A 26,361-nucleotide genomic window follows, 5' to 3' on the forward strand; every position below is an offset into this window, starting at 1 on the left:
AAGCAGTCTTTCGGTGTGGGCGTGGAGCGGATGTTCCCGGTGCATTCCCCCAAGATCGAGCGCATCGAGCTGGCCGCTCGCGGTGACGTGCGCCGGGCCAAGCTCTACTACCTGCGCGAGAAGGTCGGCAAGCGCGCCCGCATCCGCGAGCGCCGCGAGCCCATCGGCGGCAACAGCTCGACCCGCGCCGCAGCCGCCGCGGCGGCGCTGGCCAGCTCCGCGGCGCCGCCGCCCGCGGTCGCGGAGCCGGAGCCGGAGCCTGAGCTCGAGCAGGTCGGCGCCGGCGCGCAGGAGGACGCTGACGAGTAGGCGGGAGCGCCCCGCCCCCGACGCGCTCCCCCCCGGCCGCCCGCTCAAGGACCGGGTCGGACAGGCGGGCGAGTCCGCCGCCCTCGCCTGGGTCCGCGAGCAGGGCTGGACGGTGCTCGCCCGGGACTGGCGGGCGCGCGCCGGCCAGATCGACATCGTGGCGGAGGACGGGGAGACCCTGGTCCTCATCGAGGTCAAGGCCCGCCGCGGGACCGGGTTCGGCCTGCCCGAGGAGGCGGTCGACGTCCGCAAGCAGCAGAAGCTCCGCACCCTGATGGAGACCTATCGCCTGGCCACCAAGCGGCAGCGCCAGCAGTGCCGCATCGACGTGCTCGGGCTCATCCTGGACGACCGGCTGCAGGTCACCCGCTGCCAGCACATCCCCAACGCCGTGGGTGACGAATCTACGGCGTGATCGTGAACGGCGCCGAGGCGGAGACCGGGTAGCCGGGGAACGACGCCTTGGCGTGGTACTGGCCGGGCGGTACCTGTTGAAGCTTGTACGGGTCCTCGTTGCCCTTCTGGTCCCAGGGAACGGGATAGGTGAGCGTCCCGCCCCGCGGCGCCAGCGGCTGGCAACCATCGGCGGGGCAGCCGAGGTGCACCGCGTAGACCGCGGCTCCTGACGGATCGGGCTCGATGGCGAAGTCGCCGGCGGCGTTGAAGAGGCAGCCGCCGGCGCTGAGGTTGCGCACCACCACCTTCACGGTCACGGCCGCGCCGGCCGCGTATCGGGGGAGGTCGGTGGTGGTGCTGATGCCCACCTCGCCAGGGGTGCAGGTCGGCGCCGGGGTGCGGGCGGCGAGGGTGGCCGAGGTCGTCGGGCGCGCCGTCACCCGGGTGGTCGGCGTCGCCGGCACCGGGGTGCCGAACGAGACGCTGGCGGTGGTGCTCCGCGAGGTGGTCGAGCTCGTCCCGGTGGACGGCGGGGGGCTGCTCTGCGCCGTGGACGGCCCGCCGCCGCAGGCGGCGCCGAAGAGCACGAGGACCGTGACCGCCGCGAGGGGGGCGCCGCGCATCGCGTCACTCTACGGTTTCGACGGTGGGCAGGGTGAGCGCCCGCTCGGAGGGCCGCGGGACAGCCCGCGCGCGCCATCATGGACGGATCACCGGTCGCCCTCCGAGGACGCTCCATGTGCCGCAGCATCAAGACGCTGCGCGGGATCGAGCCCCCCGCCAGCGCCGACGACGTGCACGCCGCCGCGCTCCAGTTCGTGCGCAAGGTGAGCGGCTACCGGGCCCCGTCGGCCGCCAACCGCGAGCCCTTCGACGCCGCGGTCGAGGCGGTCGGCGCCGCCGCCCAGCAGCTGCTCGTCGACCTGCGCCCCGGCTACGCCGCCTCCGGGCGCCGGCCGCAGCGTCGCAGCTCCGAGCCCACGTAGCCGACCAGCTCCACCGCGGCCCGCCGTGCCGGCGCCTGGGCGTCGCGGCGCCCGGTCCCGGCGGCGGCGAGCCCGTCCTCGAGCTCGCGGACCAGGGCGAGCGCGCGGTGCGCGGTGCCGTCGGCGCCGAGCGCCGCCACCGCCTCCGGCTCCGGCGTGGTGGGCTGGCCGCCGAGGGTGGCGAGGATCTCGCCGAGCGCCTCCAGCACCTCGGAGTGGACCAGCACGGCGCGGACCACCCGCTCCTCCCGCCGCTCGCCGGTGAGCAGGTCGAGGCCGGCCTCGAGGTGCCCGCGGAGCAGGTGCATCCGGCGGGCGGCGCTGCGCAGCACCGCGGCGTGGCGCTGGTTGACCGCCTCCTGCGCGAGACTGGCGCGGAGGCTGGCGTAGCGGGAGGTCTGGGGCGGGGGCGACGGCCGCCGCGGGGCGCCCTCGGTGGGCGCGCCGGAGATCGGCGGCACCCCGAGCCGCGCCAGCAGCAGGTGCTCGGTGCCGCAGTGCCAGAGCCCGGCGACGTCCCGGTCGCGACACGGGGCGCCGCAGTGCGCGCACCTTCCCACCCCCTCCATCGCCGGAGTCATCACCTTCCTCCTTCAGGACCCGGGCCGGTGGGCACGGGTCCGGGGAGCAGCGTAGGCAGCCCCCGAGGCGCGGAACATCACGGATTCCCGTGATTTCTTGCGTCTGGCCTGTGCGGGCGCGATACCACTTCCCAGGCTGTATACTCATCTGTATGACTGCGAGCGCCACCTGCTGCGCCGTCCAGGGCGTCGCCGGAGTGCCGGTCACGGTCGAGGCCGATCTGAGCAACGGGCTCCCCGGCTTCACCGTGGTGGGCCTCACCGACCGGGCCATCCAGGAGGCGCGGGTGCGGGTGAAGGCGGCGGTCGGCAACTCGGGGCTCGACTTTCCCAACCGGAAGCTGACCGTCAACCTCGCACCCGCCGAGCTCCCCAAGGAGGGCACCGGCTTCGACCTGGCGATCGCGGTCGCGGTGCTTCGCTGCGGCGGCCGCGAGCTCCGCCTCGAGGGCACCGCCCTGCTCGGTGAGCTCGCCCTCGACGGCGAGCTGCGCCCGGTGGCCGGGGTGCTCCCCATGGCCCGCTGCCTGCGCGCCGCCGGGGTGCGCCGGCTGGTGGTGCCGCCGGGGAACGCCGCCGAGGCCTGCCTGGTCGAGGGCCTCGAGGTGGTCGCCCCGGCCTCGCTCCGCGCCTGCGTCGAGCACCTCGACGGCACCACCCCGCTCCCGCTCGCGACCCCCGTGCCGGCCCCGCCCGCGCTCCCGGGCGGGGTCGACCTCGCCGACATCCGCGGGCAGGCCACCGCCAAGCGCGCCCTCGAGATCGCCGCCGCCGGGGGACACAACCTGCTCATGGTCGGCCCACCGGGGTCGGGCAAGACGATGCTCGCCCGCGCCCTCGCCTCGCTGCTCCCCGACCTGATCGTGGAGGAGGGCCTCGAGGTCGCGGCCGTGTACTCGCTGCGCGGGGCGCTGCGCGACCGTCACGCCGCCTCGCTGCGCCCGCCCTTCCGCGCCCCCCACCATTCGATCTCGCGGGCCGGCCTGGTCGGCGGCGGCGCCGGCCTCGCCCGGCCCGGCGAGATCAGCCTGGCCCATCGCGGCGTGCTGTTTCTCGACGAGCTCTGCGAGTTCTCCCGGGGTCACCTCGAGGCGCTCCGCCAGCCGCTGGAGGAGCGGACCATCACCGTGGCCCGGGTCCGGGGCGCGGTCGTCTTCCCCGCGTCGATCACCCTGGTGGCCGCCGCCAACCCCTGCCCCTGCGGTCACCACGAGGACCCGGCGCAGCTGTGCTCCTGCGAGCCCCGAGCGCTGACCGCGTACCGGTCGCGGCTCAGCGGGCCGGTGCGCGACCGGATCGACCTCGGCGTCCGGGTGCCGCGCCAGGCCTACGGCCAGCTCTTCGACGCCACCCCGGAGGAGCCCTCGGCAGCGGCGCGCAGCCGGGTGGAGGCGGCCCGCGGCCGGCAGCGCGACCGCGAGGAGCCGGCGGGGGCCTCGCTCAACGCGCTGCTCGACGCCCGCCGCCTGCTCCGGGCGGCGCGGCCGACCGGCGCCGCCACCCGGCTGCTCGCCGCCGCCGGCGAGCGGCTGGGGCTCAGCGCCCGTGGCTTCCACCGCGTGCTCCGGGTGGCCCGCACCGTGGCCGACCTCGCCGGCGAGGACCGGGTGGGGGAGGATGCGGTGGCCGAGGCGCTTCGCCATCGCGGCGAGGCGGGGGCGTGAACGGCTGCCGGCGGGTGGCGCGCGGCGGCCCCGGCTGGCCGGTCCCGCTCGAGCACCTCGCCACCCCCCCCGCGGAGCTCTGGGTGCGGGGCACGCTCTGGCCGCCCCCCGCCGCCGCGGTCGCGGTGGTCGGGGCGCGGGCGGCCACCCTGACCGGCCTGGAGGTGGCGCGCGAGCTGGGACGCGAGCTCGCCACCGCCGGGGTGCTGGTGATCAGCGGGCTGGCCCGGGGCATCGACGCCGCCGCCCATCGCGGCGCCCTCGAGGCGGGCGGTCCCACCCTCGCCGTGCTCGGCTGTGGCGTCGACCTCTGCTATCCGCCCGGCCACGAGCGGCTGCTGGAGGCGGTCTGCGGCGCCGGCGCGGTGATCTCCGAGGACCCTCCGGGCACCGGGCCGGTCGCCTGGCGTTTCCCGCGTCGCAACCGGCTGATCGCCGCCCTCGCCCTCGGCGTGGTGGTGGTGGAGGCGGGCGAGCGCAGCGGGGCGCTGAGCACCGCCCGCCACGCCGCCGACCTGGGGCGGGAGGTCCTGGCCGTCCCGGGGTCGGTCCGCAGCGCGCAGAGTCGCGGCACCAACCGGCTGATCCGGGTCGGCGCGACTCCCCTGCTCGAGCTCGAGGACCTCGCCGGGGCGCTCCCGGAGCTGCCCCTGGCGAGCCCGCGGCGGCTGGCGACAGGCCCCGCCGCGCCCCCCGACGACCCGGTCCTGCGCGCCCTCCTCGAACTGGTGGGCAGCGACCCGGTGCACCCCGACCAGCTCGCCGAGGCGACCCGTGCCGGGGCCGCCGAGATCGCCGTCCGCCTCTGCGCCCTGGAGCTCGGGGGGTGGGTCCGCAGCCTCCCCGGGGGTGGGGTCAGCCGGGTCGGCGGCCGGTGAGGGGCATCCGGGCGGTCGCGAGACCGCTGCTATGATCGGCCGCACGCCGCGGCCGGCGAGTTTGACTGGCAGCGACCGCGGAGAGACTGCAGGGCATGGCCAACCGCCTCATCATCGTCGAGTCACCGAGCAAGGCGCGCACCCTCGGCAAGTTCCTCGGCTCCGGCTACACCATCAAGGCGTCGATGGGGCACGTCCGCGACCTGCCGAAGTCGAAGCTCGGCGTCGACCTCGAGAAGGGATTCGCGCCCCAGTACGAGGTCACCAAGGAGGCGCAGATCAAGGAGCTGCGCGCCGCGGCCAAGGGCGCCATCGAGGTGATCCTCGCCTCCGACCCCGATCGCGAGGGCGAGGCCATCGCCTGGCACCTCGCCGAGGCGCTCCGCCTCAAGGACCCTCAGCGCGTGGTCTTCCACGAGATCACCCGCGCGGCGGTCGAGGCGGCGCTGCTCGCCCCCCGCCTGATCGACCGTGACCTGGTCGCCGCCCAGGAGGCGCGCCGGGTCATCGACCGCCTGGTCGGCTACCAGCTCAGCCCCTTCCTCTGGAAGAAGGTGCGCACCGGACTGAGCGCCGGGCGGGTGCAGTCGGTCGCGGTGCGGCTGGTCGTCGACCGCGAGAACGAGATCGACGCCTTCGTCCCCGAGGAGTGGTGGACGGTGGAGGCCCAGCTGGCCACCGACCAGGGGGCAACCGTCATCGCCCGGCTCTACGCCCAGCGCGGCGACGCCACCCTGGCCGAGGGGGAGGAGGAGGAGGTCTCCGGCAAGGCCGCCGACCCTGGGGACACCAAGCTCCGCCTGCCCGACGAGGCGGCGGCGCTGAAGGTGCTGGCCGCCCTCGGCGTCGACGCGGAGGGCCAACCCGGTGCCGGTGTGCCGCCCTTCGAGGTCGCCAAGGTCACCGCCCGCGAGTCCACGCGATCGGCGCCCAATCCCTACACCACCAGCACGATGCAGCAGGACGCCAGCACCCGGCTGCGGATGGCGCCGAAGAAGAGCATGCAGATCGCCCAGGGTCTCTACGAGGGGATCGAGCTGGGCAGCGAGGGCCCGGTCGGCCTGATCACCTACATGCGCACCGACTCGACGCGGATCAGCGACAGCGCACGTGCCGCCGCCCACGCCCACATCGAGTCGGCCTACGGGAAGCAGTACGTGGGCCGGGGCACCCCCAGGGTGTCGAAGGCCAAGGCGCCGGCGGTGGCCGCCCAGGACGCGCACGAGGCGATCCGTCCCACCGACCCCGAGCGCACCCCGGACTCGGTCGCGACCCACCTGACCGCTCCCCAGCTCAAGCTCTACGACCTGATCTGGCGCCGCTTCGTGGCCAGCCAGATGGCCCCGGCGAAGTTCGACACCACCCGCGTCGACATCAACGCGGGCGACTACGTCTTCCGCGCCAACGGGTCGGTGCTCCGCTTCGACGGCTTCACCCGGGTGCTGCGCCGCGACGACGACCAGAAGGATCGGAGCCTCCCGGCGCTCGTCGAGGGCGCCCTGCTGGCGCTGCAGCAGCTGACCCGCGAGGGCCACGTCACCCAGCCGCCCCCCCGCTACACCGAGGCCTCGCTGATCAAGGAGATGGAGGAGCGCGGCATCGGCCGGCCCTCCACCTATGCGCCCACGGTCGACGTCATCCAGGAGCGCAAGTACGTGCGCCAGGAGGAGCGGCGGCTGCATCCCACCGAGCTCGGCAAGACCGTCGACGGCGTGCTCCGCAGCCAGTTCCCCGCGATCGTCGACGTCACCTTCACCGCCGACCTGGAGAAGCGGCTCGACGGGGTCGAGGACGGGCACGCCGGCTTCGAGGCGACGATCCGCGAATGGTACACGCCCTTCGCCGACACCCTGGAGAAGGCCGAGAACAACCTCGAGCGGGTGAGGATCCCCACCAAGGACACCGGCGAGGAGTGCCCGGAGTGCGAGGAGGGCCGGCTGGTGGTCCGCGAGGGCCGCTTCGGCGAGTTCGTGGGCTGCTCCCGCTACCCCGAGTGCAAGTACATCAAGAAGGACGGGCCCGCGCCCGAGCCCACCGGCGAGCCCTGCCCCGACTGCGGGCGTCCGCTGGTGGTGCGCCAGGGCAAGCGCGGGCCGTTCACCGGCTGCTCCGGCTATCCCGACTGCAAGTACCTGCGCGACGAGGCGGCCAAGCCCGCCGGCGCCGAGGGCGACGCGGCCCCCGAGGAGCTCGGCGCCTGCCCGGAGTGCGGGAAGCGACTGGCCCGCAAGAGCGGCCGACGCGGGCCGTTCGTGGGGTGCTCCAACTACCCCGACTGCAAGTACATCCAGCCGCGCGCGAGCGGCGAGCAGGGCGGCCGTCCCGCGGCCCAGCCGACCGGCGAGAACTGCCCCGACTGCGGCAAGCCGCTGGTCACCCGGATGGGCCGGCGAGGACCCTTCGTGGGCTGCTCCGGATACCCGAAGTGCCGTCACATCAAGGGCGACGCCCCCCCCGATGGAGTGCCCGCCAACGGCACCTCGGGCGACGGCGCCGCTCCCGCGGCCGCGGCACCGGTCGCGCCGGTGGTGCTCGACCCCGAGCTCGGCGCCTGCCCCGACTGCGAGCGTCCCCTGGTCCGCCGCCAGGGCCGCTTCGGCCCGTTCGTGAGCTGCTCCGGCTACCCGAACTGCAAATACCGACCGCCCAAGGCCACGGCGGCACGCTCCGCCGCCGGGTGAGCATGAGCGCTGCGCGGCCGCATGCGACCACCATCGTGGCGGTCAAGCGGGGAGGCCAGGTGGCCATCGCCGGCGACGGTCAGGTGACCGTCGGCGACGTCGTGATGAAGCACCGCGCCGGCAAGGTGCGGCGGCTCTTCCACGACGAGATCATCGTGGGCTTCGCCGGCGCTGTCGCCGACGCGTTCACCCTGTTCGACAAGTTCGAGCAGCAGCTCGAGAAGCACCAGGGCAACCTCCTGCGCGCCGCCGTCGGGCTCAGCCGGGAGTGGCGCACCGACCGCTACCTGCGCCACCTCGAGGCGATGCTGCTGGTCGCCAACTCCTCTCAGCTGCTCCTGCTGAGCGGCGATGGTGAGATCATCGAGCCAGACGACGACGTCGCCGCCATCGGCAGCGGCGGGCCGTACGCCCACGCCGCGGCCCGCGCGCTGGTGCAGAACACCGAGCTGACCGCCCCCGAGGTGGCCCGGCGCGCCCTGGAGATCGCGGCCAGCCTCTGCATCTACACCAACGACCACATCACCGTGCAGACCCTCGACACCATCGACGAGGCCCCCGCGGGCACCGCCGGCGAGAAGACGGCTGCGGAGAGCCTTCCATGAGCGACACCCGCCCCGGTGGCGCCCCCGCCCACGTTCCCGACGGAGAGGCACCCCTGACCCCCGCCGCCCGTGGCGAGCGCGAGGGCGCCGAGCCCGCCGACACGAATCTGCCCGGGGGCGTCGCGCCCGCCGGCACGCCTGCGCCCACCACCCCGGGCGGTGACGCCGCCGCGGCCGAGCCGGCCGCGGAGACCCCACCCGGCGTCGACGAGCTGCGCCCGGCGCAGATCGTCAGCCGCCTCGACGAGTTCATCATCGGCCAGGACAGCGCCAAGCGCGCCGTCGCCGTCGCCCTCCGCAATCGCCTGCGCCGCCAGCGCCTCCCCGAGGCGATGCGCGCGGAGGTGATCCCCAAGAACATCCTGATGATCGGCCCCACCGGGGTGGGGAAGACGGAGATCGCCCGCCGGCTCGCCCGGCTCACCCGCTCCCCCTTCATCAAGGTGGAGGCGACCAAGTTCACCGAGGTGGGCTACGTCGGCCGTGACGTCGAGGCGATCATCCGCGACCTGCTCGAGCAGACCATCACCGAGGTCCACAACGACCGCGTCGCCGAGGTCGAGGGCAGCGCCCGGGACACCGCAGAGGAGCGCATCCTCGACGCCCTCCTCGACGCCGACGCCCGCGAGGCCCTGGAGGGCACCAAGTCCGGCAGGGGCACCCGCGCCAGGCCCGCCACCGGCACCCCGACCGCACCGCCGGCTCCGCCGGCCGCCGAGGTCGAGGCCGCGGCCGGGGCCGCCACCGAGGCAGGGGCCGCCATCGAGGCCGGGGCTGCCACCGAGACCGGGGTCGCTCCCGAGGCCCCGGCTCCGGCCGCCGGCGACGGCGACGGCGACGGCGAGGCGGCGCCCGACGGCGAGACCGGCCCGGACGGAGAGACCGCGCGCCGCCGCCGCCGGCTGCAGCGCCGCCGCCTGCGCCAGCGGCTGCGCGCCCGCCAGCTCGAGGACCGGGTGGTCGAGATCGAGGTGGAGGAGCCGTACCAGCCGATGGTCGAGAACGTCTCCGGCGCCGGCTTCGAGGACATGGGCGCGACCCTCGCCGACTTCCTCTCCCAGCTCGCCCCGCCCCGCAAGCGGATGAAGCGGATGACCGTCGCCGACGCGCGGACCGCCCTCGTCGACGAGGAGACCGATCGCCTCATCGACATGGACCGGGTCTACGACGAGGCCATCCGCTCGGTCGAGGACAGCGGCATCGTCTTCATCGACGAGGTCGACAAGATCGCCGGCCAGGGCTCGGAGCACGGCCCCGACGTCAGCGGTGAGGGGGTCCAGCGCGACCTCCTCCCGGTGCTCGAGGGCTCGACGGTGCACACCCGATACGGCGCCGTCCACACCGACCACATCCTCTTCATCGCCGCCGGCGCCTTCACCATGTCCCGGCCGAGCGACCTGATCCCCGAGTTCCAGGGCCGCTTCCCGATCCGCGTCGAGCTGAAGCCGCTCAACGAGGCCGACCTTGCGCGGATCCTGGTCGAGCCCAGCAACTCCCTGACCAAGCAGTACACCGCCCTGCTCGGCACCGAGGGGGTCACCCTCGAGTTCAGCGCCGACGGCCTCCAGGAGCTCGCCCACCAGGCCGCCCAGGTGAACCAGCAGGACGAGAACATCGGCGCCCGCCGGCTCTTCACCATCCTCGAGAAGGTGCTGGAGGACGTCTCCTTCCGCGCCGACGAGTTCGCCGGCCAGACAGTCACGGTCGACGCCGCCATGGTCCGGGCCAGGCTGGGCGACCTGGTCAGGAACGAGGATCTGCGGCGCTACGTGCTGTAAGGGTGGAGCGACGTCGTCGCAGGCCCTTCACGACGAAGCCGATCTCGCCGGCAAGCCGCCCCCAGCGTCGAATGCGTCTCCAGTGGGTACACTGCGCCCATCACACACCCCCGGTGGTCGCCGGCGAGGGTGCCCGATCAGTGCCGATCGGGTATGCCGGCACTGGACGCCGGGGGGAGGCAACAACCCCCAATCTGGAGGAGAAGGCACCGTGCCTGTCGCAACCCTGCGCCAGCTCCTGGAGGCCGGAGTCCACTTCGGTCACCAGACGAGCCGGTGGAATCCCAAGATGCGCCCGTACATCTTCGCGGCGCGCAACGGCATTCACATCATCGACCTGCAGCAGACCCAGGCGATGCTGGACGAGGCCTGTGAGTTCGCCCGCGACCTGGTCGCCGGCGGCGAGAAGATCCTGTTCGTGGGCACCAAGAAGCAGGCCCAGGACACCATCGAGGAAGGCTGCAAGCGCAGCGGGCAGTTCTACGTGACCCACCGGTGGATGGGCGGCATGCTCACCAACTTCGGGGTCATCCAGCGCCGCCTCCGCAACCTCGCCGACCTCCGCGCCGCCCATGAGCGTGGCGACTTCGAGCGGATGGGCGCCAAGGAGGCGAACGTCAACCAGGACGAGCTCGACCGCCTGGAGCGCAACTTCGGCGGCATGGCGGGGATGAAGCGTCTCCCCGGAGCCCTCTTCGTGGTCGACTGCCGCAAGGAGCGGCTGGCGGTCACCGAGGCGAACAAGCTGCACATCCCGGTGATCGCGATCGCGGACAGCAATGTCGACCCCGAGCAGATCCAGCACGTGATCCCCGGCAACGACGACGCCATCCGCGCGGTGCGGCTGATCACCGGGCTGCTGGTCGACGCCATCGTCGACGGCCAGCAGATGCTCGGCGAGCGCGAGATGCGCGAGCGCCAGGCCGCCGAGGAGGCGGCCGCCGAGGCCGCGGCGGCGGCGGCGCGTGCCGAGGCGGCGGCGGCCAACGTCGCCGGCCAGGAGGCCGAGATGGCGGGCGCGACCGCAGGCACGGAGGAGGCGTAGGTGGCCGAGAACGGGACGGAGATCACCGCCGCCCTGGTCAAGCAGCTTCGCGAGATGACCGGCGCGGGGATGATGGACTGCAAGCGCGCCCTCGCCGACACCGGCGGCGACATCGAGAAGGCGAAGGACAAGCTCCGCGAGAAGGGCATGGCCCGCGCCGCAGGGAAGTCGGACCGCACCGCCAACGAGGGCATCGTCGAGGCGTATCTGCACAGCCCCGGGGGCGCCGCCCCCAAGCAGGGCGCGCTGCTCGAGCTCAACTGCGAGTCCGACTTCGTCGCCAGGACCGACGACTTCAAGGCGCTCGCCCGCGAGCTCGCCCTCCAGGTGGTCGGTGCCCGGCCGCGCTGGGTGCGCCGGGAGGAGGTTCCCGCCGACATCGTCGAGCGTGAGAAGGCGATCTACCGCGCCCAGGTCGCCGGCAAGCCGGACAACATCATCGAGAAGATCGTCGACGGCAAGCTCGAGGCCTTCTACGGCGAGGTCTGCCTCGTCGACCAGGTCTGGGTGAAGGACGAGAAGCGGAAGAAGAAGGTCGGCGAGCTGGTCACCGAGGCCACCGCCAAGCTCGGTGAGAAGGTCAGCATCGCCCGCTTCGCCCGCTTCGAGGTCGGCGAGGTCGCCGAGGGCGGTCAGGGCGCCGAGGCCGGTGGGAACGGCGCCGTCGCGCCGTCCGAGTCCTGAGCGCCGAATCCGGTGCCGGCGGTGTCGCCGAGTTGACCGAGCCACCGGCCGCCGGCGAGGAGGGCCCGACCCCGCGCTGGCGGCGCGTGGTGGTGAAGCTGAGCGGCGAGGCGCTGATGGGCGGCTCGCAGTACGGCATCGACGCGGCCACCCTCGGGTTCATGGCCAAGCAGGTGGAGCAGGTGGTCGCCAACCACCACGTCGAGGTCGCCATCGTGGTCGGCGGCGGCAACATCGTCCGCGGCCTGGAGGTGAGCTCCCAGGGCGTCGACCGGGTCACCGGCGACTACATGGGGATGCTGGCGACCATGATCAACGCCCTGGCGCTGCGCGACGCGCTGGAGCGGCGCGGGCTCGACTGCCGGGTGCAGACCGCGATCGAGATGCACCAGGTCGCCGAGCCGTACATCCGGGGCCGGGCGATCCGCCATCTCGAGAAGGGACGCGTGGTGATCATGGGCGCGGGCACCGGCAATCCCTTCTTCACCACCGACACCACCGCGGCGCTGCGCGCCGCGGAGATCGGCGCCGAGGTGGTGCTCAAGGCCACCAAGGTCGACGGCATCTACACCGCCGACCCGCACAAGTACCCCGACGCGGAGCGCCTGCCCCACCTCAGTTACCTCGAGGTGCTCAACCGCGGGCTCGAGGTCATGGACAACACCGCGCTGACCCTGTGCATGGACAACCGCACGCCCATCGTCGTCTTCGACCTGATGGCGGAACGGAGCATCGAGCGGGTGATCCTCGGCGAGGACATCGGCACGCTCGTGGACGACGGTGGCTTCACGGACGCTCGCTGAGGCGCAGCCGGAGGAATCGTAGGAGTGGCGGTGATGATCGACGACTGGCTGAAGGACGCCGAGGTTCGCATGGAGAAGAGCCTCGAGGCGCTGCAGAAGGAGCTCCAGGGCATCCGCACCGGGCGCGCCACACCCGCCCTCATCGACCGGCTCCTGGTCGACTACTACGGCTCCCCGACTCCACTGCAGAGCCTCGCCTCGATCACCGCGCCGGAGGCACGGCTGCTGGTGATCCAGCCCTACGACCGCGGCGCGATCGTCGCGATCGAGAAGGCCATCCAGAAGAGCGAGCTCGGGCTCAACCCGGGCAACGACGGCCAGCTCATCCGCATCCCCGTTCCGGCCCTCACCGAGGAGCGCCGCAAGGACTTCGTGAAGCTCGTCAGGCGCCACGCCGAGGACGCGCGCGTGTCCATCCGCAACATCCGCCGCGACGAGGTCGACCACGTGCGCCGGATGGAGAAGGAGGGTGAGGCGGGCGTCGACGAGATCGACCGCGGACTGGCGCAGATCCAGAAGATCACCGACCGCTACATCGCACGTGTGGAGGAGATCGCCCGCCGCAAGGAGGTGGATATCCTCGAGGTGTGACCCGGATGCAGCGACCGCCCCGTCCCTCCGCCGTCCCGCCGCCCTCCCGGCCGGAGCTGCCGCGCCACGTCGCGATCATCATGGACGGCAACGGTCGCTGGGCGCGCCGCCGCCGGCTTCCGCGGATCGCCGGGCACCGCGCCGGGGTCGGAACCATCCGCCCGGTCACCGAGGAGTGCAACCGCCTCGGCGTCCACATCCTCACCCTCTACGCCTTCAGCACCGAGAACTGGTCGCGGCCGCGCACCGAGGTGGCGGCGCTGATGCGGCTCTTCTCGGAGACCATCGACCGCGAGATCGACGAGCTCGACGCCGAGGGCATCCAGCTGCGCATCCTCGGCCGCCGCGAGGAGCTGGGCGACCGGCTGCGCGCGAAGATCGAGCAGGCTGAGGCCCGCACCGCGCACAACTCCAGCAACATCCTCAACGTCGCCATCAACTACGGCGGGCGCAGCGAGATCGTCGACGCGGTGCGCGACCTCGCCGAGAGCGGCGCCGACCTGCGGCAGCTCGAGGAGGCCGACCTGGCCCGCTCGCTGTACACCGCCGGTCTGCCCGACCCCGACCTCATCGTGCGCACCGCGGGCGAGCTCCGGATCAGCAACTTCCTGCTCTGGCAGGCCGCCTACGCCGAGCTCTACATCACCGAGACGCTCTGGCCCGACTTCGGCAGGGAGGACCTGCAGAACGCGCTCCGCGCCTTCGCCGAGCGCGAGCGCCGCTTCGGCGCCGTCCCGGCGCCCCCGGAGCCGCCCGACGAGGTGGCGCCGGCGGCGTCCCACGGGGGGTGAGGCTGGGGGCGCGGGTCGCCAGCGCCGTCGTCCTCGCCGCGGTCCTGGCGGCGGCCCTCTGGGAGGGCGGGGCGCCGATCTACGTCGTCGCCGGGCTGGCCACCGCCGTCGGGCTGTTCGAGTACGCCGGGCTGGCCGAGGCGGCGGGCGGGGTCCGGCCCCCCGCCTGGGTGCTCTATCCGCTGGCGGGGTGGCTGCTCTACCGCTTCCTGCTCCCCGAGCAGGTCCCGGCGCTGGAGTGGGGCCTGGGGGTGGCGGTGGTCGCCGGGCTGCTCGGGAGCCTGCTCGTGGAGGGGTCCGGCTTCGTGGCCTGGGCGCTGGCGGTGGCCGGGGCGCTGTGGCTGGGGCTCTCGCTCGGCTACTACCTCGCGGTGCTCGGCTGGCACCTGAGCCCGGGCGACCACCACGGGCTGCGCATCGTCGGCACCACCCTGGCCGCGGCGATGGCCGGCGACATCGCCGCGCTCTTCGCGGGCAGCGCGCTCGGGCGCCACAAGCTGGCGCCGCGGATCTCGCCGGGGAAGACGGTCGAGGGGGCGCTCGCCTCGATGGCGGCCTCCGTCGGCCTCTTCGCCGGCGCCGGCGCCTGGCTGCTCGGCCTTCCCTGGTACCACGGCGTCGCCCTGGGGGCGCTGCTCAGCGTGGCCGCGCAGGGGGGCGACCTGATCGAATCGGCGCTCAAGCGCGCCGCCGGGGTCAAGGACAGCGGGCGGCTGGTGCCCGGTCACGGGGGCCTTCTCGACCGCATGGACAGCCTGGTCCTGCTCGGGCCGGTCGTATATTGCTACCTGCGCGCGTTCGCCCTCCCCTGAGCCCACTGGAGCGCCATCCTGCAGCAGCCCGACGTCCCCGACCGCGCCCGGCGGCGCGTCGTCCTCCTCGGCGCCACCGGCTCGATCGGCCGCCAGGCCTGCGAGATCGTCGCCGCCCATCCCGATCGCTTCGAGCTGGTCGGCGTGGTCGCCGGCAGCGACGCCGCCGCCCTCGACGCGGTGGTCCGCCGCTTCGGCGTCGCCCGCAGCGCGGTGGTCAACCCCGCCCCCGGGGCGGTCCTGCCCGAGGGCTGCGCCACCGGGCTGGAGGCGGCCTGCGAGATCGCGGCGCTCGAGGCCGACGTCGTCTGCGTCGGCATCAGCGGCGCCGCGGCCCTGCGCCCCACCCTCGCCGCCCTCGATGCCGGCACCGACGTCGCCACCGCCACCAAGGAGGTGCTGGTGATGGCGGGCGAGCTGGTGCGCGCCCGGGCGGCCGCCGGTGGGGCCACGATCATCCCCGTCGACAGCGAGCACAGTGCGCTCTGGCAGTGCCTTCGCGGCGAGGACCCCGCCGCCGTCCGGCGGCTGGTGCTCACCGCCAGCGGCGGGCCCTTCCGCCAGCGTCCGCTCGAGACCATGGCGACGGTCACGGTCGAGGAGGCGCTGCGCCACCCCAACTGGTCGATGGGGCCGAAGATCACCGTCGACTCCGCGACCATGATGAACAAGGGGCTGGAGATCATCGAGGCACACTTCCTCTTCGACATGCCGTACGCGCGCATCGACGTCGTGATCCACCCGCCGAGCGTCGTGCACTCCTGCGTCGAGTTCTGGGACGGGGCCACCCTCGCCCAGCTCGGCCTGCCGGACATGCGCGTGCCCATCGCCCTGGCGCTGAGCGGCGGCCGCCGGCTGGAGGGCGTCTGCGCCCCGGTCGACCTGGCCGCGGCCTCGCCGCTGGAGTTCCAGGAGGTCGATCCGCGGCGCTTCCCCGCCGTGGGCCTGGCCCGGCGCGCCGGCGAGGCCGGGGGCGCCGCCCCCTGCGTCCTGAACGCCGCCAACGAGGCCGCGGTGGCCGCCTTCCTCGCCGGGGGTTGCCGCTTCGACGAGATCGTGCCGCTGGTCGAGCGCACCCTCGACTCCGCTCCCGCGCCGGCGTCGCCGTCGCTCGACGAGCTCGTCGCCCTCGACACCTGGGCGCGCGAGGAGGTGGGCCGGGCCTGCGCCACGGCCACCGGAGGACGCTCATGAGCTTCGGCTGGCAGACCATCCCCGCCATCCTCCTCGTGCTCTTCGTGATCATCACCATCCACGAGCTCGGCCACTACCTCCTCGCCAAGTGGTCGGGGATCCGCGTCGACGAGTTCGCGATCGGCTTCGGCCCCAAGGTCTACGGGCGCACCGTCGGCGAGACCCTCTACTCGATCCGGCTGATCCCCGCCGGCGGGTTCGTCCGGATGGCCGGGATGATGGGGATCGAGGGTGAGGCCGACGCCGGGCAGCGCAACTTCTACCGCGCCACCATCCCGCGCAAGGCGGCGACCATCCTCGCCGGCGGGGTCTTCAACCTGCTCCTCGCCGCCGTCCTCTTCGCCCTGGTGTCGATGCCGTCGACGCCGGGCGTGGTGGAGCCCGACAGCCCGCTCGCCGCCGCGGGGGTGAGCGGCGACGAGGCGCTGCTCCGGGTGGGCGGTGCCGCCGTCGACCCCCACGACCCGCAGCGCGCCACCGACACGGTGCGCGCCGCCACGACCAGCAGCCAGGGGCGTCCGATCACGGTCACCTATCGCGACCAGCAGGGCCGCGAGCGCACCGTCGTGGTGCCCCCGCTGCTCGTCCTCAACAACGGGCGGGTGTCCGCCGACGCCGGCGGGACCACGGCCACGGCACCGCCCCCGGGACCGCTGGTGGTGGAGAGTGTCGACGGCAGGCCGGTGCATCAGGGGTCGTCCCCGGCGCTGACCGGCGATCCCGCCGCCGTGCTGGGCGGCGGGCGCCCGGTGCACATCAGCGGCCACGTGCTCGGGGCGCCCAGCCAGCGCTTCAACGACGCGGTGGTCTCCAACGTCACCGACGGCGCCGCGTACACGCCGGGAAGCGCGGTCGCATCCTGGAAGCTCGGGGTCAGTGCCGGCGCCCAGGGCCGCTCGCTGCCCTCCGCCGTGGCCTACGGGGTGACGGAGGTGCCGCGCCAGGTCAGCAGCATCTTCACCGGCATCTACTCTCTGGTCACCACCCCGAACACCGGCGGGCTGGTCGGCCCCAATGGCGTCAGCGGCCCTGTCGGCATCATCAAGGCGACCAGCGTCGTCGCCCAGGACGGCTGGCGGGACCTGATCGGCTGGATGGCGCTGCTGAGCGTGAACCTCGGGGTCGTCAACCTCCTGCCGGTGCCGTTCCTCGACGGCGGCCGCTTCGTCTTCATCGCCCTGGAGGCGCTGCGCCGCCGCCGGGTGCGGCCCCAGCTGGAGATGGCCTTCCACTATGCGGGGCTGATGCTCATCCTCGGCTTCGTCGTCTTCGTGACCATCCAGCACGACATCCGGGGGAGTCAGTGATCCCCGCCAACCGGCGTCGCACCGTCCCCGTCCGGGTCGGCCCGGTGGTGATCGGCGGTGCCGCGCCGGTCTCGGTGCAGACGATGACCAAGACCCAGACCGAGGACGTCCGGGGCACCCTCGCCCAGATCGAGCGCGCCGCCGCCGCCGGCGCGGACATCGTCCGGGTCACCTGCGACACCCGCGACGCGGCCGCCGCGCTGCGCGAGATCGTCGCCGGATCGCCGGTGCCGATCGTCGCCGACATCCACTACGACGCCCCGCTGGCGCTGCTCGCCCTGGAGGCGGGGGTGCAGTGCCTGCGCCTCAACCCGGGCAATATCTCCGACCCGACGAAGGTCCGCGACATCGCCGCCGAGGCGAGGGCGCGGGGCGTGCCCATCCGCATCGGCGTGAACTCGGGGAGCATCCCCCAGCGCAAGGCGCTCGACCGCGGTCGCGGCTCGACCATCGACGAGACCGCCGAGCGGATGGTCGAGGCCGCCCTCCACCACATCCGCATCCTCGAGGAGCACGGCGTCGGGCCGTCGATGGTCAAGGTCTCGCTGAAGGCCAGCGACGTGCCCACCAACCTCGCCGCCAACCGCCGCTTCGCCGCCCTCGGCAATGGCTACCCGCTGCATCTCGGCCTCACCGAGGCCGGGCCGGTCCTGTCGGGCAGCGTCAAGTCGGCGATGGGCATCGGCATCCTCCTCGCCGAGGGCATCGGAGACACCATCCGGGTCTCGCTGGTCGGCGACCCCGAGGAGGAGGTGCGGGTCGCGAAGCAGATCCTCGCCAGCCTGGAGGAGACCCCGAGCGGCCCCAACCTGATCGCCTGCCCCACCTGTGGACGGCTGGAGATCGACATGAACCCGATGGTGGCCCGGGTCGACGAGGCCCTGCGCCGGGTCCGCCGGCCGCTGACCGTCTCGGTGATGGGCTGCGTGGTCAACGGCCCCGGCGAGGGCATGCACGCCGACATCGGCATCGCCGGCGGCCGGCAGAAGGGGGCGCTGTTCATGTCCGGGCGGGTGGTGGCGACGCTGCCGGAGGCGGAGCTCATCAACGCCCTGGTGGAGCGCCTCGTGGCGATCGCCGACGAGGACGCCCGGCTGCTCGCCGAGGGGAAGCCGCTCCCGGTGGGCCTGGGGGAGGCGCCGCTGACGCCGCTGAGCGTGGTCCGGGGGGACTGACGACCGGCGGCGCCGTCAGCGCCGGGCGGGCTCGAGCAGCGGGTTGCGCCGGAGCACCGCCAGCGCCGCGTAGACGGCGACGAAGGCGCCCTCGAGCAGCAGCGACAGCATCGCCCAGGGGGCGGACAGGCTGTCGGTGAACCCAGGCAGGCCCACGGTCACGGAGGCGACCAGCGCCGCCAGGGCGCCGGCGGCGATCAGCCCGCCGGCGAGCCAGGCGCCCCGCACCCCGGCGACGACCGCCACGGCGGTGGTCCACGCCGCCGCGCAGGTGAGGTAGAAGAGCACCCCCACGTGGGCGGCGGCGCCGAAGTACAGGGGCGCCAGCACCAGGTGGACGAGGCCGATCCCGACCAGGAGACCGGCTCCGACCAGGCGGGCGCCGCCGGTCAGGCTCCTCCGGACCAGGCCCCGCGGCCAGCCCAGCAGCAGGCGGCGACGGGCGGTGCCGCCCACCTCAGCCGGTCACCACGATCGAGCCGGTCATGTACTGGTGGATGGAGCAGCGGTAGGCGAAGGTGCCCGGGGTGTCGAAGGTGTGGCTCACGCTCTGGCCCGCGCCGATGTTGCCGGTGTCGAACGACCTGTCCACGGCGGTGGCGGTGTGGACCGACGGGTCCCGGTTGGTCCAGGTGACCCTGGCGCCCCTGCTCACCGTGATCGGCGTCGGAGCGAAGGCGAAGTTCCTGATCGCGACCGCGCCGCCGCCGGTCGAGCTTGCGGCCGGGGTGCCGGCGGAGGAGGCGCCGCCACAGCCGGCGAGCGCGGCCCCGGCGAGGCCGGCGGCGGAGAGCAGGAGGAGGGTTCGAGGGTTCATGCCTGGGTCTACGGGGCCCGGGAGCGCCGCGGATCAGAAAGCACCGCCGCCTATACTCCCGGCCGATGCCCGCAACCACCCGCGACCCCAAGGCGATCACCCCCAAGAGCGAGGACTTCGACCGCTGGTACGTCGACGTGGTCCGCCGCGCCGAGCTCGCCGACTACACCCCGGTGGGCGGCTGCATGGTGGTGCGCCCCTACGGCTGGGGGCTGTGGGAGAACATCCGCGACGCCCTCGACGCGATGATCAAGGCGACCGGGCACGAGAACATGCAGTTCCCGCTGTTCATCCCCGAGTCGCTGCTGACCAAGGAGGCGGAGCACGTCGAGGGCTTCGCCCCCGAGGTGGCCTGGGTCACCCACGGGGGGCAGAAGAAGCTGGAGGAGCGGCTCGCGGTCAGGCCCACCAGCGAGACCATCATCTGCACCCTCTACGCCGACTGGATCCACTCCTGGCGCGACCTGCCGGTGCTGGTGAACCAGTGGGCCAACGTGGTCCGGTGGGAGAAGCGCACCCGGCTGTTCCTGCGCACCACCGAGTTCTGGTGGCAGGAGGGACACACCTTCCACGAGACCTCGGACGAGGCCGCGGAGGAGGTCGAGACGATGCTCGGCTGCTACCGCACCCTCGCCGAGGACTGGCTGGCGCTCGCCGTCGTCCCCGGGCGCAAGACCCGGTCGGAGAAGTTCGCCGGCGCCGACTACACGATGTCCATCGAGGCGATCATGTCCGACGGCCTGGCGCTGCAGGCGGGCACGTCGCACCACCTCGGGCAGAACTTCACCCGCGCCTACAACATCACCTACACCGGTCGCGACAACACCGTGCAGCACCCCTTCCAGACCTCCTGGGGGCTGTCGACCCGGATCATCGGGGCGGTGATCATGGCCCACGGCGACGACCGCGGCCTGGTGCTGCCCCCGAGGGTGGCCCCCGTGCAGGTCGTGGTGGTGCCGATCGAGCGCAGCAACGACCCCGAGGGCACCGAGGCGGTCCGCGCCGCCTGCGCCCGGCTCGAGCAGGGGGCCGCCGGCCGGGTGCGGCTGAGGGTCGATCGCCGCGAGGGCATCCGTCCCGGCGAGAAGTACGCCCACTGGGAGCTGCGCGGAGTGCCGCTGCGGATCGTGGTGGGCAGCCGCGACCTCGCCGATGGCTCGGTGAGCGTGATGCGCAGGCTCGACGGCGTCGAGCAGCGGGTGCCCCTCGCCGAGGTGGGGGAGAGGCTGCCCGGCCTCCTCGACGAGGCCCAGCAGGCGCTCCGCGAGCGTGCCCAGCGGCTGCTCGAGGAGCGCAGCCGGGAGGTGTCCAGCCTCGACGAGCTGCGCGCCGCCTTCGAGGAGGGCCCGGTCTTCGCCAACGCCCCCTTCTGCGACCGGCCCGAGTGCGAGGCCGCGGTGAAGGCGGCGGTCCACGCGGTCACGGTGCGCTGCCTCCGATCCGACCGCTCCGGCGAGGGGCGCCCCTGCCTGGCCTGCGCCACCCCCGCGGAGCACATCGCGGTCATCGCCCGCGCGTACTGACCAGGCTACCGACCGGTCCGAAACCGCCGGGCCCGTCCGTCCGTTCCATCTGCCCACGCGAGGGAGGGGATGACGGCCGGTCGGGAGGTGACAGTTGGCGGGTCAGGCTGTGGTCGAGGTGGCCCCGCGCGTGGGGGAGGGTACACTCAACCGGGCGATGCCACTCAACGAACTGCTGCCCAAGACCTCATACCTCTCGGACGCCGACCGCGAGGTGCTGGTCCGCGCCCACGAGGTGGCGGAACGGGCCCACAAGGGGCAGTTCCGGCTCAGCGGCGAGCCCTACATCGAGCACCCCCTGTCGGTGGCCGGCATCCTCGCCGACCTGCGGCTCGACGCCGACACCCTCGCCGCCGCGCTCCTCCACGACACCGTCGAGGACACCGACGTCACCCTCGACTGGCTCCGGGCGGAGTTCGGCGACCACGTCGCCCGGCTGGTGAACGGGGTCACCAAGCTCGGCAAGATCCACATGCGCAGCCGCGAGCAGGTGCAGGCCGAGAACATCCGCAAGATGCTGGTGGCGATGGCCGAGGACATCCGCGTCGTCCTCATCAAGCTCGGCGACCGCCTCCACAACATGCGCACCGTCGACGTGCTCCCCCCCGAGCGGCGGCAGCGCATCGCCCGTGAGACCCTCGACATCTACGCGCCGCTCGCCCACCGTCTGGGCATCTGGCAGATGAAGTGGGAGCTCGAGGACCTCGGCTTCGCCCAGGTCGACCCCGAGAACTTCCAGGCCATCGAGCAGAAGCTGGCGCGGCAGCGGCAGGAGCGCGAGGCGTTCGTGCGCAACATCGCCGAGATCCTCGAGCGCGAGGTCGAGGACATCGGCGTCAGCGCCGAGATCTCGGGCCGCCCCAAGCACGTCTACAGCATCTTCGAGAAGATGAAGAAGACGGGGAAGGGCTTCGAGGAGATCTTCGACCTCATCGCCATCCGCGTCCTCGTCGACTCGGTGAAGGACTGCTACGGCGTCCTCGGCGTGGTGCACTCGCTCTGGAAGCCGATCCCGGGGCGGTTCAAGGACTACATCGCCATGCCCAAGGGCAACGGCTACCAGTCCCTGCACACCACCCTGGTCTCGCACACCGGCGAGGCGATGGAGGTGCAGATCCGCACCCACGAGATGCACCAGACCGCCGAGTACGGCGTCGCCGCCCACTGGCGGTACAAGGAGGGCGGTCTCCACGACGACCGCTTCGACGAGCGCTTCACCTGGCTGCGGCTGCTGATGGACTGGCAGAAGGAGGTGCTCGACGCCGAGACCTTCGTCGACACCGTCAAGGTCGACATCTTCCAGGACGAGGTCTTCGTCTTCACCCCCAAGGGCGACGTGCGCTCGCTGCCCGCGGGCAGCACCCCGGTCGACTTCGCGTACCGGGTGCACACCGAGGTCGGTCACCGCTGCATCGGCGCCAAGACCAACGGGCGCATGGTGCCGCTCGACCACGTGCTCGAGAACGGCGACATCGTCGAGGTGCTCACCACCAAGGGCCCGCACGGCCCGTCGCGCGACTGGCTCACCTTCGTCAAGACCAGCAGCGCCCGCGAGAAGATCCGCGGCTGGTTCAAGAAGGAGCGGCGCGAGGAGAACATCCAGAAGGGCCGCGAGCAGCTCGACAAGGAGTTCCGGCGGATGCGCCAGCTGGCGCTGGGGACGGTCAAGGACGACCGCCTGCTCGAGCTCGCCCACGAGTTCAAGTTCGGCACCGTCGACGACTTCGTCGCCGCGGTCGGCTACGGCGACATCAGCGCTCGCTCGGCGGTGCTGCGCTACACCGCGATGGAGGAGGGCGGCCCCGCCGAGCAGCGCGACGACCGCGTGCTCACCATCCCGCTCACCAGCACGCCGCGGCCCACCGGCGAGGTGCGGGTGCTCGGCGTCGGCGACGTGCTGACCACCCTGTCGCAGTGCTGCAAGCCGGTCGCGGGCGAGCCGATCAAGGGCTACATCACCCGCGGCAAGGGCGTCTCGGTGCACCGCACCAGCTGCGTGAACATCGTCAACGCCGCCGACGCCGCCCGGCTCGTCGACGTGGAGTGGGAGCGCGGCGCCCGCCAGCTCTACCCGGTCGGCATCAAGATCGAGGCCTGGGACCGCACCGGGCTGCTCCGCGACATCGCCGCGGTGATCGCGGAGTCGAAGATCAACCTGAGCGGCGCCGACGTGCAGGTCTTCGACGACCGCACCGCGGTGATCTCCACGATCGTGGAGATCCAGAGCCTGACCCAGCTCAGCCGGCTGCTGGAGCGGCTCGAGGCGATCCGCGACGTGCACACCGTCGCCCGCGAGGCGAGCTAGCACCCGGCACCCGGCATCCGGCGCCGCCGGCGCCGCCGGGTCTCGAGGACGGGCACGGTCCCGCCCGCGGTGAGGATCGCGGTGGGCCCAGGCCGGATGCGTGTCGGTTGCGCCACATGGCGCGATCACTCCCCATCGCTCCCGCCTCGGCGGGTCCGGCCGGACCGGGCTCCACCGGCCCCGCGCCGCCCGCCGCGGCTAGACTCCCGCGCTGTGCCTCCGCTCGGCGCCCCCCGGGGCACCCACGACCTGCTCCCCGACACCGCCACCGCCTGGCGCTGGCTCCACGCGGTGCATGCCGAGGTCGCCGAGCTCCACGGCTACCGGCTCATCGACACCCCCGTCTTCGAGCAGACCGAGCTGTTCGAGCGCGGGGTGGGCACCGGCACCGACGTCGTCGACAAGGAGATGTACACCTTCACCGATCGCGGCGGCCGGTCGCTGACGCTGCGGCCGGAGGGCACCGCCGGGGTGCTCCGCGCCGTGCTCCAGGCCAACCTCCTCGAGGAGGCGCGGCCGGTGCGCACCCACTACGCGGGGCCGATGTTCCGCTACGACCGGCCCCAGAAGGGCCGCTACCGCCAGTTCCACCAGGTCGGCATCGAGGCGATCGGTGAGCGCAGCCCCGAGCTCGACGTCGAGGTCATCGAGGTGGGCTGGCGCTTCCTCGAGGCGCTGGGGCTGACCGGGGTGGTGCTCCAGGTCAACAGCCTCGGCGACCTCGACGACCGGCAGCGCTATCGCGAGGCGCTGCTCGCCCACTACCGGCCGCTCGCCGACCAGCTCTGCGACGACTGCCGCCGCCGGCTGGAGATCAACCCGCTGCGGCTGCTCGACTGCAAACGCGACGAGGCGCTGCGCGACGCGGCGCCGGAGATCACCGACTCGTTCGGCGACGAGAGCACCGCGTACTTCGCGAGCGTCCGGGCGGGGCTCACCGCCGCCGGCATTGCCCACGAGCACAACCCGCGCCTGGTGCGGGGCCTCGACTACTACGCCCACACCGCCTTCGAGTACTGGCACGGCTCGCTCCAGGGCGCCCAGAACTCGCTCGGCGGCGGCGGCCGCTACGACGGCCTCGCCGAGACCCTCGGCTTTCCCGCCACCCCGGGCATCGGCTACGCCTTCGGGGTCGAGCGGCTGCTGCTGGTGGCCGCCGAGCAGGGTTCGGCTCCGGCGCCGGCACCGGCCTGCGACGTGGTGGTCTGCTCCTACGGTGCCGCCCAGGCGGCGGCGGCCGCGGAGCTCGCCCGGGTGCTCCGCGCCGCCCGGGTGCGCACGGTTCTGGACGTGAGTGACCGAAAGCTGGAGCGCAAGCTGAAGGGCGCCGACCGGCTGGGGGCACGGCTCTGCGTCATCGTCGGCGAGGACGAGGTCCGCGAGGGCGCCGCCACGGTCCGCGACCTCGCCAGGCGCACCCAGGAGCGCCATCCCACGGGGAAGGTGGTCGACGCCGTCGGCGCCGCGCTCGCCGCCGGGCGCGCCGCCTGATGGCGACCGAGCGCACCTCCTGCGGCGAGCCCCGGCTCGCCGACGCCGGCAGGCACATCACCGTGTACGGCTGGGTCGACCACCACCGCGACCACGGCGGCCTGAAGTTCGTCGACCTCCGCGACCGCAGCGGCATCCTCCAGGTGGTCTTCAACCCCACCACCGCGCCCGAGGCCCACCAGACCGCGCAGCGGGTGCGCCAGGAGTGGGTGCTGCGCATCGAGGGCGAGCTGCGTCCCCGCGGGGGAAACGTCAACCCCAAGCTGGAGACGGGCGAGGTCGAGCTCCACGCCACCGCCTGCACCGTGCTGTCGGCGGCGCGCACCCCGCCGTTCCCGGTCAACGAGGAGTCGGAGGTCGACGAGCGGCTGCGGCTGCGCCACCGCTACCTCGACCTCCGCCGTCCCCGCCTGCAGCGCAACCTGCGCGCCCGCGCCCGCTTCATCGGCGGCCTCCGCCGCGCCATGGAGTCGCGCGGGTTCTTCGAGATCGAGACGCCGATGATGGTCCGCGCCACCCCCGAGGGTGCGCGCGACTACCTCGTCCCCAGCCGGGTCACCCCCGGCCGCTTCTACGCCCTGCCCCAGTCGCCGCAGCTGTACAAGCAGCTCTGCATGGTCGCCGGTCTCGACCGCTACTTCCAGATCGCCCGTTGCATGCGCGACGAGGACCTGCGCGCCGACCGCCAGCCGGAGTTCACCCAGCTCGACCTGGAGATGTCCTTCATCGACGAGGAGGACATCCACGAGGTGCTCGAGCAGGTGATCTCCGAGGCCTGGGAGGAGGCGGGGTTCGTGGGCCGCATCCGCACCCCCTTCCCGCGCTTGACCTGGCGCGAGGCGATGGATCGCTACGGCAGCGACAAGCCCGACACGCGTTTCGGCCTGGAGCTGCGAGATCTCACCGAGGTGGCGCGCGGCTGCGGCTTCCGCGTCTTCGCCGACGCGGTGGCGAAGGGCGGCGTGGTCAGGGGCATCGCCGTCCCCGGTGGCGGCGACCTCACCCGCGGGCGCATCGAGGGCGAGCTCGCCGACGTGGTCAGGACCTTCCGGGCGAAGGGGCTCGCCCACCTCTGGCGCCGCGAGCAGGGCTGGGAGGGGGGCATCGCCAAGTTCTTCGGCCCCGAGGAGCTCGACCGCATCGGCGAGATCACCGGGGCGGCCCCCGGCGATGCCGTGCTCATGGTCGCCGACCGCCCCGCCGTGGTGGCCGCGGCGCTGGGCGCGCTGCGCGTCCACCTCGCCCGCGAGCGCGGCCTCCTTGATCCGGACCGGCTCGACATGATCTGGGTCACCGAGTTCCCGATGTTCGAGCGCGACGAGGACACCGGTGCGCTGTCGGCGCTCCACCACCCCTTCACCATGGTTCACGCCGACGACGTCGAGCTGCTCGAGAGCGATCCGCTGCGGATCCGCTCGCGCGCCTACGACATCGTGCTCAACGGTCGTGAGATCGGCAGCGGCAGCATCCGGATCACCGATCCCGACGTGCAGGCGAGGGTCTTCCGCGCCCTGGGGATGAGCGACGAGGAGGCGCACGAGAAGTTCGGCTTCCTGCTCGAGGCCTTCGAGTACGGGGTCCCGCCCCACGGCGGGTTCGCCGCCGGTGTCGAGCGGCTGGTGATGGAGGGCCTGCAGGAGGAGAACATCCGGGAGGTGATCGCGTTCCCCAAGAACCAGCAGGCCCAGGAGCTGATGACCGATGCCCCTGCGGAGGTGGATCCCGCCCAGCTCGAGGACCTGGGCATTGCCCTGCGGCCCCGGCCGCCGTCCCGCTGAAGCCGCCTCCCGCCCCCTGCGGCGACGGTTCTGCAACAGGGTTGGGGTGCTGTTCTGCTGGGGTACCATGACCGCGTCCCTGACCGGTCGGCGCCTCACAAGCGGCTGGACCAACATTCTCCACATCGGGGCTCCTACATCTGACGTCCGCCCTCGTGCCCGGGCCC

The 26,361-nt window shown here is 73.3% G+C and carries 25 protein-coding genes; 21 read left to right on the top strand and 4 right to left on the bottom strand.

The features are described 5' to 3' along the window. On the top strand, positions 1–309 hold a 309-nt coding region (locus VGL20_21490), incomplete at its 5' end, for a 50S ribosomal protein L19 (protein HEY2706264.1). Beyond that, a complete protein-coding gene (locus tag VGL20_21495; protein ID HEY2706265.1) occupies positions 299–724 on the top strand; it encodes a YraN family protein in 426 nt (141 codons plus the stop codon). The genes VGL20_21490 and VGL20_21495, both read left to right, overlap by 11 nt. On the opposite strand, the gene VGL20_21500 is transcribed toward VGL20_21495, so the two are convergent. Continuing rightward, complete coding sequence (locus VGL20_21500; protein ID HEY2706266.1) at positions 714–1,328, bottom strand: hypothetical protein; 615 nt, start codon at positions 1,326–1,328, stop codon at positions 714–716. The two genes, VGL20_21495 and VGL20_21500, sit on opposite strands and share 11 nt — an antisense overlap. Before the next feature lie 114 nt (positions 1,329–1,442). Here VGL20_21500 and VGL20_21505 point away from each other — a divergent pair, with 114 nt between their 5' ends. Further along, the gene (locus VGL20_21505; protein ID HEY2706267.1) at positions 1,443–1,691 is read left to right on the top strand and encodes a DUF2277 domain-containing protein; all 249 of its coding nucleotides are present in this window, start codon (positions 1,443–1,445) and stop codon (positions 1,689–1,691) included. Here VGL20_21505 and VGL20_21510 read toward each other — a convergent pair. Then, positions 1,640–2,272, bottom strand: coding sequence for a hypothetical protein (locus tag VGL20_21510; GenBank protein HEY2706268.1), 633 nt, complete (start codon positions 2,270–2,272; stop codon positions 1,640–1,642). The genes VGL20_21505 and VGL20_21510 overlap by 52 nt on opposite strands. Before the next feature lie 152 nt (positions 2,273–2,424). Between VGL20_21510 and VGL20_21515 the strand changes: the two genes are divergently transcribed. The 14 genes from VGL20_21515 (at position 2,425) to ispG (ending at position 18,280) form a co-directional block, all read left to right on the top strand. Beyond that, positions 2,425–3,936, top strand: a complete 1,512-nt coding sequence (locus tag VGL20_21515) for a YifB family Mg chelatase-like AAA ATPase (protein ID HEY2706269.1) — start codon at positions 2,425–2,427, stop codon at positions 3,934–3,936. After that, positions 3,933–4,814, top strand: coding sequence for a DNA-processing protein DprA (gene dprA, locus VGL20_21520; protein HEY2706270.1), 882 nt, complete (start codon positions 3,933–3,935; stop codon positions 4,812–4,814). The genes VGL20_21515 and dprA overlap by 4 nt, the downstream gene beginning before the upstream one ends. Before the next feature lie 95 nt (positions 4,815–4,909). Continuing rightward, positions 4,910–7,495, top strand: coding sequence for a type I DNA topoisomerase (gene topA, locus VGL20_21525; GenBank protein HEY2706271.1), 2,586 nt, complete (start codon positions 4,910–4,912; stop codon positions 7,493–7,495). Between the two features lie 2 nt (positions 7,496–7,497). Beyond that, positions 7,498–8,100: an ATP-dependent protease subunit HslV gene (hslV, locus tag VGL20_21530; protein HEY2706272.1), complete on the top strand. Its 603-nt coding sequence runs from the start codon at positions 7,498–7,500 to the stop codon at positions 8,098–8,100. Then, complete coding sequence (hslU, locus tag VGL20_21535) at positions 8,097–9,878, top strand: ATP-dependent protease ATPase subunit HslU (GenBank protein ID HEY2706273.1); 1,782 nt, start codon at positions 8,097–8,099, stop codon at positions 9,876–9,878. The genes hslV and hslU overlap by 4 nt, the downstream gene beginning before the upstream one ends. 211 nt (positions 9,879–10,089) lie before the next feature. Continuing rightward, positions 10,090–10,923, top strand: a complete 834-nt coding sequence (gene rpsB, locus VGL20_21540; protein HEY2706274.1) for a 30S ribosomal protein S2 — start codon at positions 10,090–10,092, stop codon at positions 10,921–10,923. Next, complete coding sequence (tsf, locus tag VGL20_21545; GenBank protein HEY2706275.1) at positions 10,924–11,607, top strand: translation elongation factor Ts; 684 nt, start codon at positions 10,924–10,926, stop codon at positions 11,605–11,607. It begins immediately after the preceding gene. 32 nt (positions 11,608–11,639) lie between these two features. Further along, positions 11,640–12,410 carry a UMP kinase gene (gene pyrH, locus VGL20_21550; protein ID HEY2706276.1) on the top strand — a complete coding sequence of 257 codons (771 nt, stop codon included), beginning with the start codon at positions 11,640–11,642 and terminating at the stop codon, positions 12,408–12,410. Positions 12,411–12,446: 36 nt separating this feature from the next. Further along, the gene (gene frr, locus VGL20_21555; protein HEY2706277.1) at positions 12,447–13,001 is read left to right on the top strand and encodes a ribosome recycling factor; all 555 of its coding nucleotides are present in this window, start codon (positions 12,447–12,449) and stop codon (positions 12,999–13,001) included. Between the two features lie 5 nt (positions 13,002–13,006). Continuing rightward, positions 13,007–13,792 carry an isoprenyl transferase gene (locus VGL20_21560; protein ID HEY2706278.1) on the top strand — a complete coding sequence of 262 codons (786 nt, stop codon included), beginning with the start codon at positions 13,007–13,009 and terminating at the stop codon, positions 13,790–13,792. Then, entirely contained in the window at positions 13,789–14,604 is an 816-nt protein-coding gene (locus VGL20_21565) for a phosphatidate cytidylyltransferase (protein HEY2706279.1), read from the top strand. The genes VGL20_21560 and VGL20_21565 overlap by 4 nt, the downstream gene beginning before the upstream one ends. 18 nt (positions 14,605–14,622) lie before the next feature. Continuing rightward, positions 14,623–15,798, top strand: coding sequence for a 1-deoxy-D-xylulose-5-phosphate reductoisomerase (dxr, locus tag VGL20_21570; protein ID HEY2706280.1), 1,176 nt, complete (start codon positions 14,623–14,625; stop codon positions 15,796–15,798). Continuing rightward, the gene (locus VGL20_21575) at positions 15,795–17,105 is read left to right on the top strand and encodes a site-2 protease family protein (GenBank protein HEY2706281.1); all 1,311 of its coding nucleotides are present in this window, start codon (positions 15,795–15,797) and stop codon (positions 17,103–17,105) included. Before dxr ends, VGL20_21575 begins: the two co-directional genes overlap by 4 nt. Then, a complete protein-coding gene (gene ispG, locus VGL20_21580) occupies positions 17,102–18,280 on the top strand; it encodes a flavodoxin-dependent (E)-4-hydroxy-3-methylbut-2-enyl-diphosphate synthase (protein ID HEY2706282.1) in 1,179 nt (392 codons plus the stop codon). The genes VGL20_21575 and ispG overlap by 4 nt, the downstream gene beginning before the upstream one ends. Before the next feature lie 15 nt (positions 18,281–18,295). Here ispG and VGL20_21585 read toward each other — a convergent pair whose 3' ends face one another. Continuing rightward, positions 18,296–18,736 carry a hypothetical protein gene (locus VGL20_21585; protein ID HEY2706283.1) on the bottom strand — a complete coding sequence of 147 codons (441 nt, stop codon included), beginning with the start codon at positions 18,734–18,736 and terminating at the stop codon, positions 18,296–18,298. A gap of 1 nt (position 18,737) precedes the next feature. Then, positions 18,738–19,097, bottom strand: a complete 360-nt coding sequence (locus VGL20_21590; GenBank protein ID HEY2706284.1) for a plastocyanin/azurin family copper-binding protein — start codon at positions 19,095–19,097, stop codon at positions 18,738–18,740. Between the two features lie 65 nt (positions 19,098–19,162). Here VGL20_21590 and proS point away from each other — a divergent pair, with 65 nt between their 5' ends. From proS to aspS, 4 genes are all read left to right on the top strand, one after another. Next, entirely contained in the window at positions 19,163–20,620 is a 1,458-nt protein-coding gene (gene proS, locus VGL20_21595) for a proline--tRNA ligase (protein HEY2706285.1), read from the top strand. 157 nt (positions 20,621–20,777) lie between these two features. After that, positions 20,778–22,925, top strand: a complete 2,148-nt coding sequence (locus VGL20_21600) for a bifunctional (p)ppGpp synthetase/guanosine-3',5'-bis(diphosphate) 3'-pyrophosphohydrolase (protein HEY2706286.1) — start codon at positions 20,778–20,780, stop codon at positions 22,923–22,925. Between the two features lie 213 nt (positions 22,926–23,138). After that, on the top strand, positions 23,139–24,416 hold the full coding sequence (gene hisS / locus VGL20_21605; protein ID HEY2706287.1) for a histidine--tRNA ligase: 1,278 nt from the start codon (positions 23,139–23,141) through the stop codon (positions 24,414–24,416). Continuing rightward, on the top strand, positions 24,416–26,194 hold the full coding sequence (aspS, locus tag VGL20_21610) for an aspartate--tRNA ligase (protein HEY2706288.1): 1,779 nt from the start codon (positions 24,416–24,418) through the stop codon (positions 26,192–26,194). Before hisS ends, aspS begins: the two co-directional genes overlap by 1 nt. The last annotated feature ends 167 nt before the right edge of the window (positions 26,195–26,361 follow it).

This window comes from Candidatus Dormiibacterota bacterium (assembly GCA_036495095.1).
Taxonomy (GTDB): Bacteria; Chloroflexota; Dormibacteria; order Aeolococcales; family Aeolococcaceae; genus CF-96.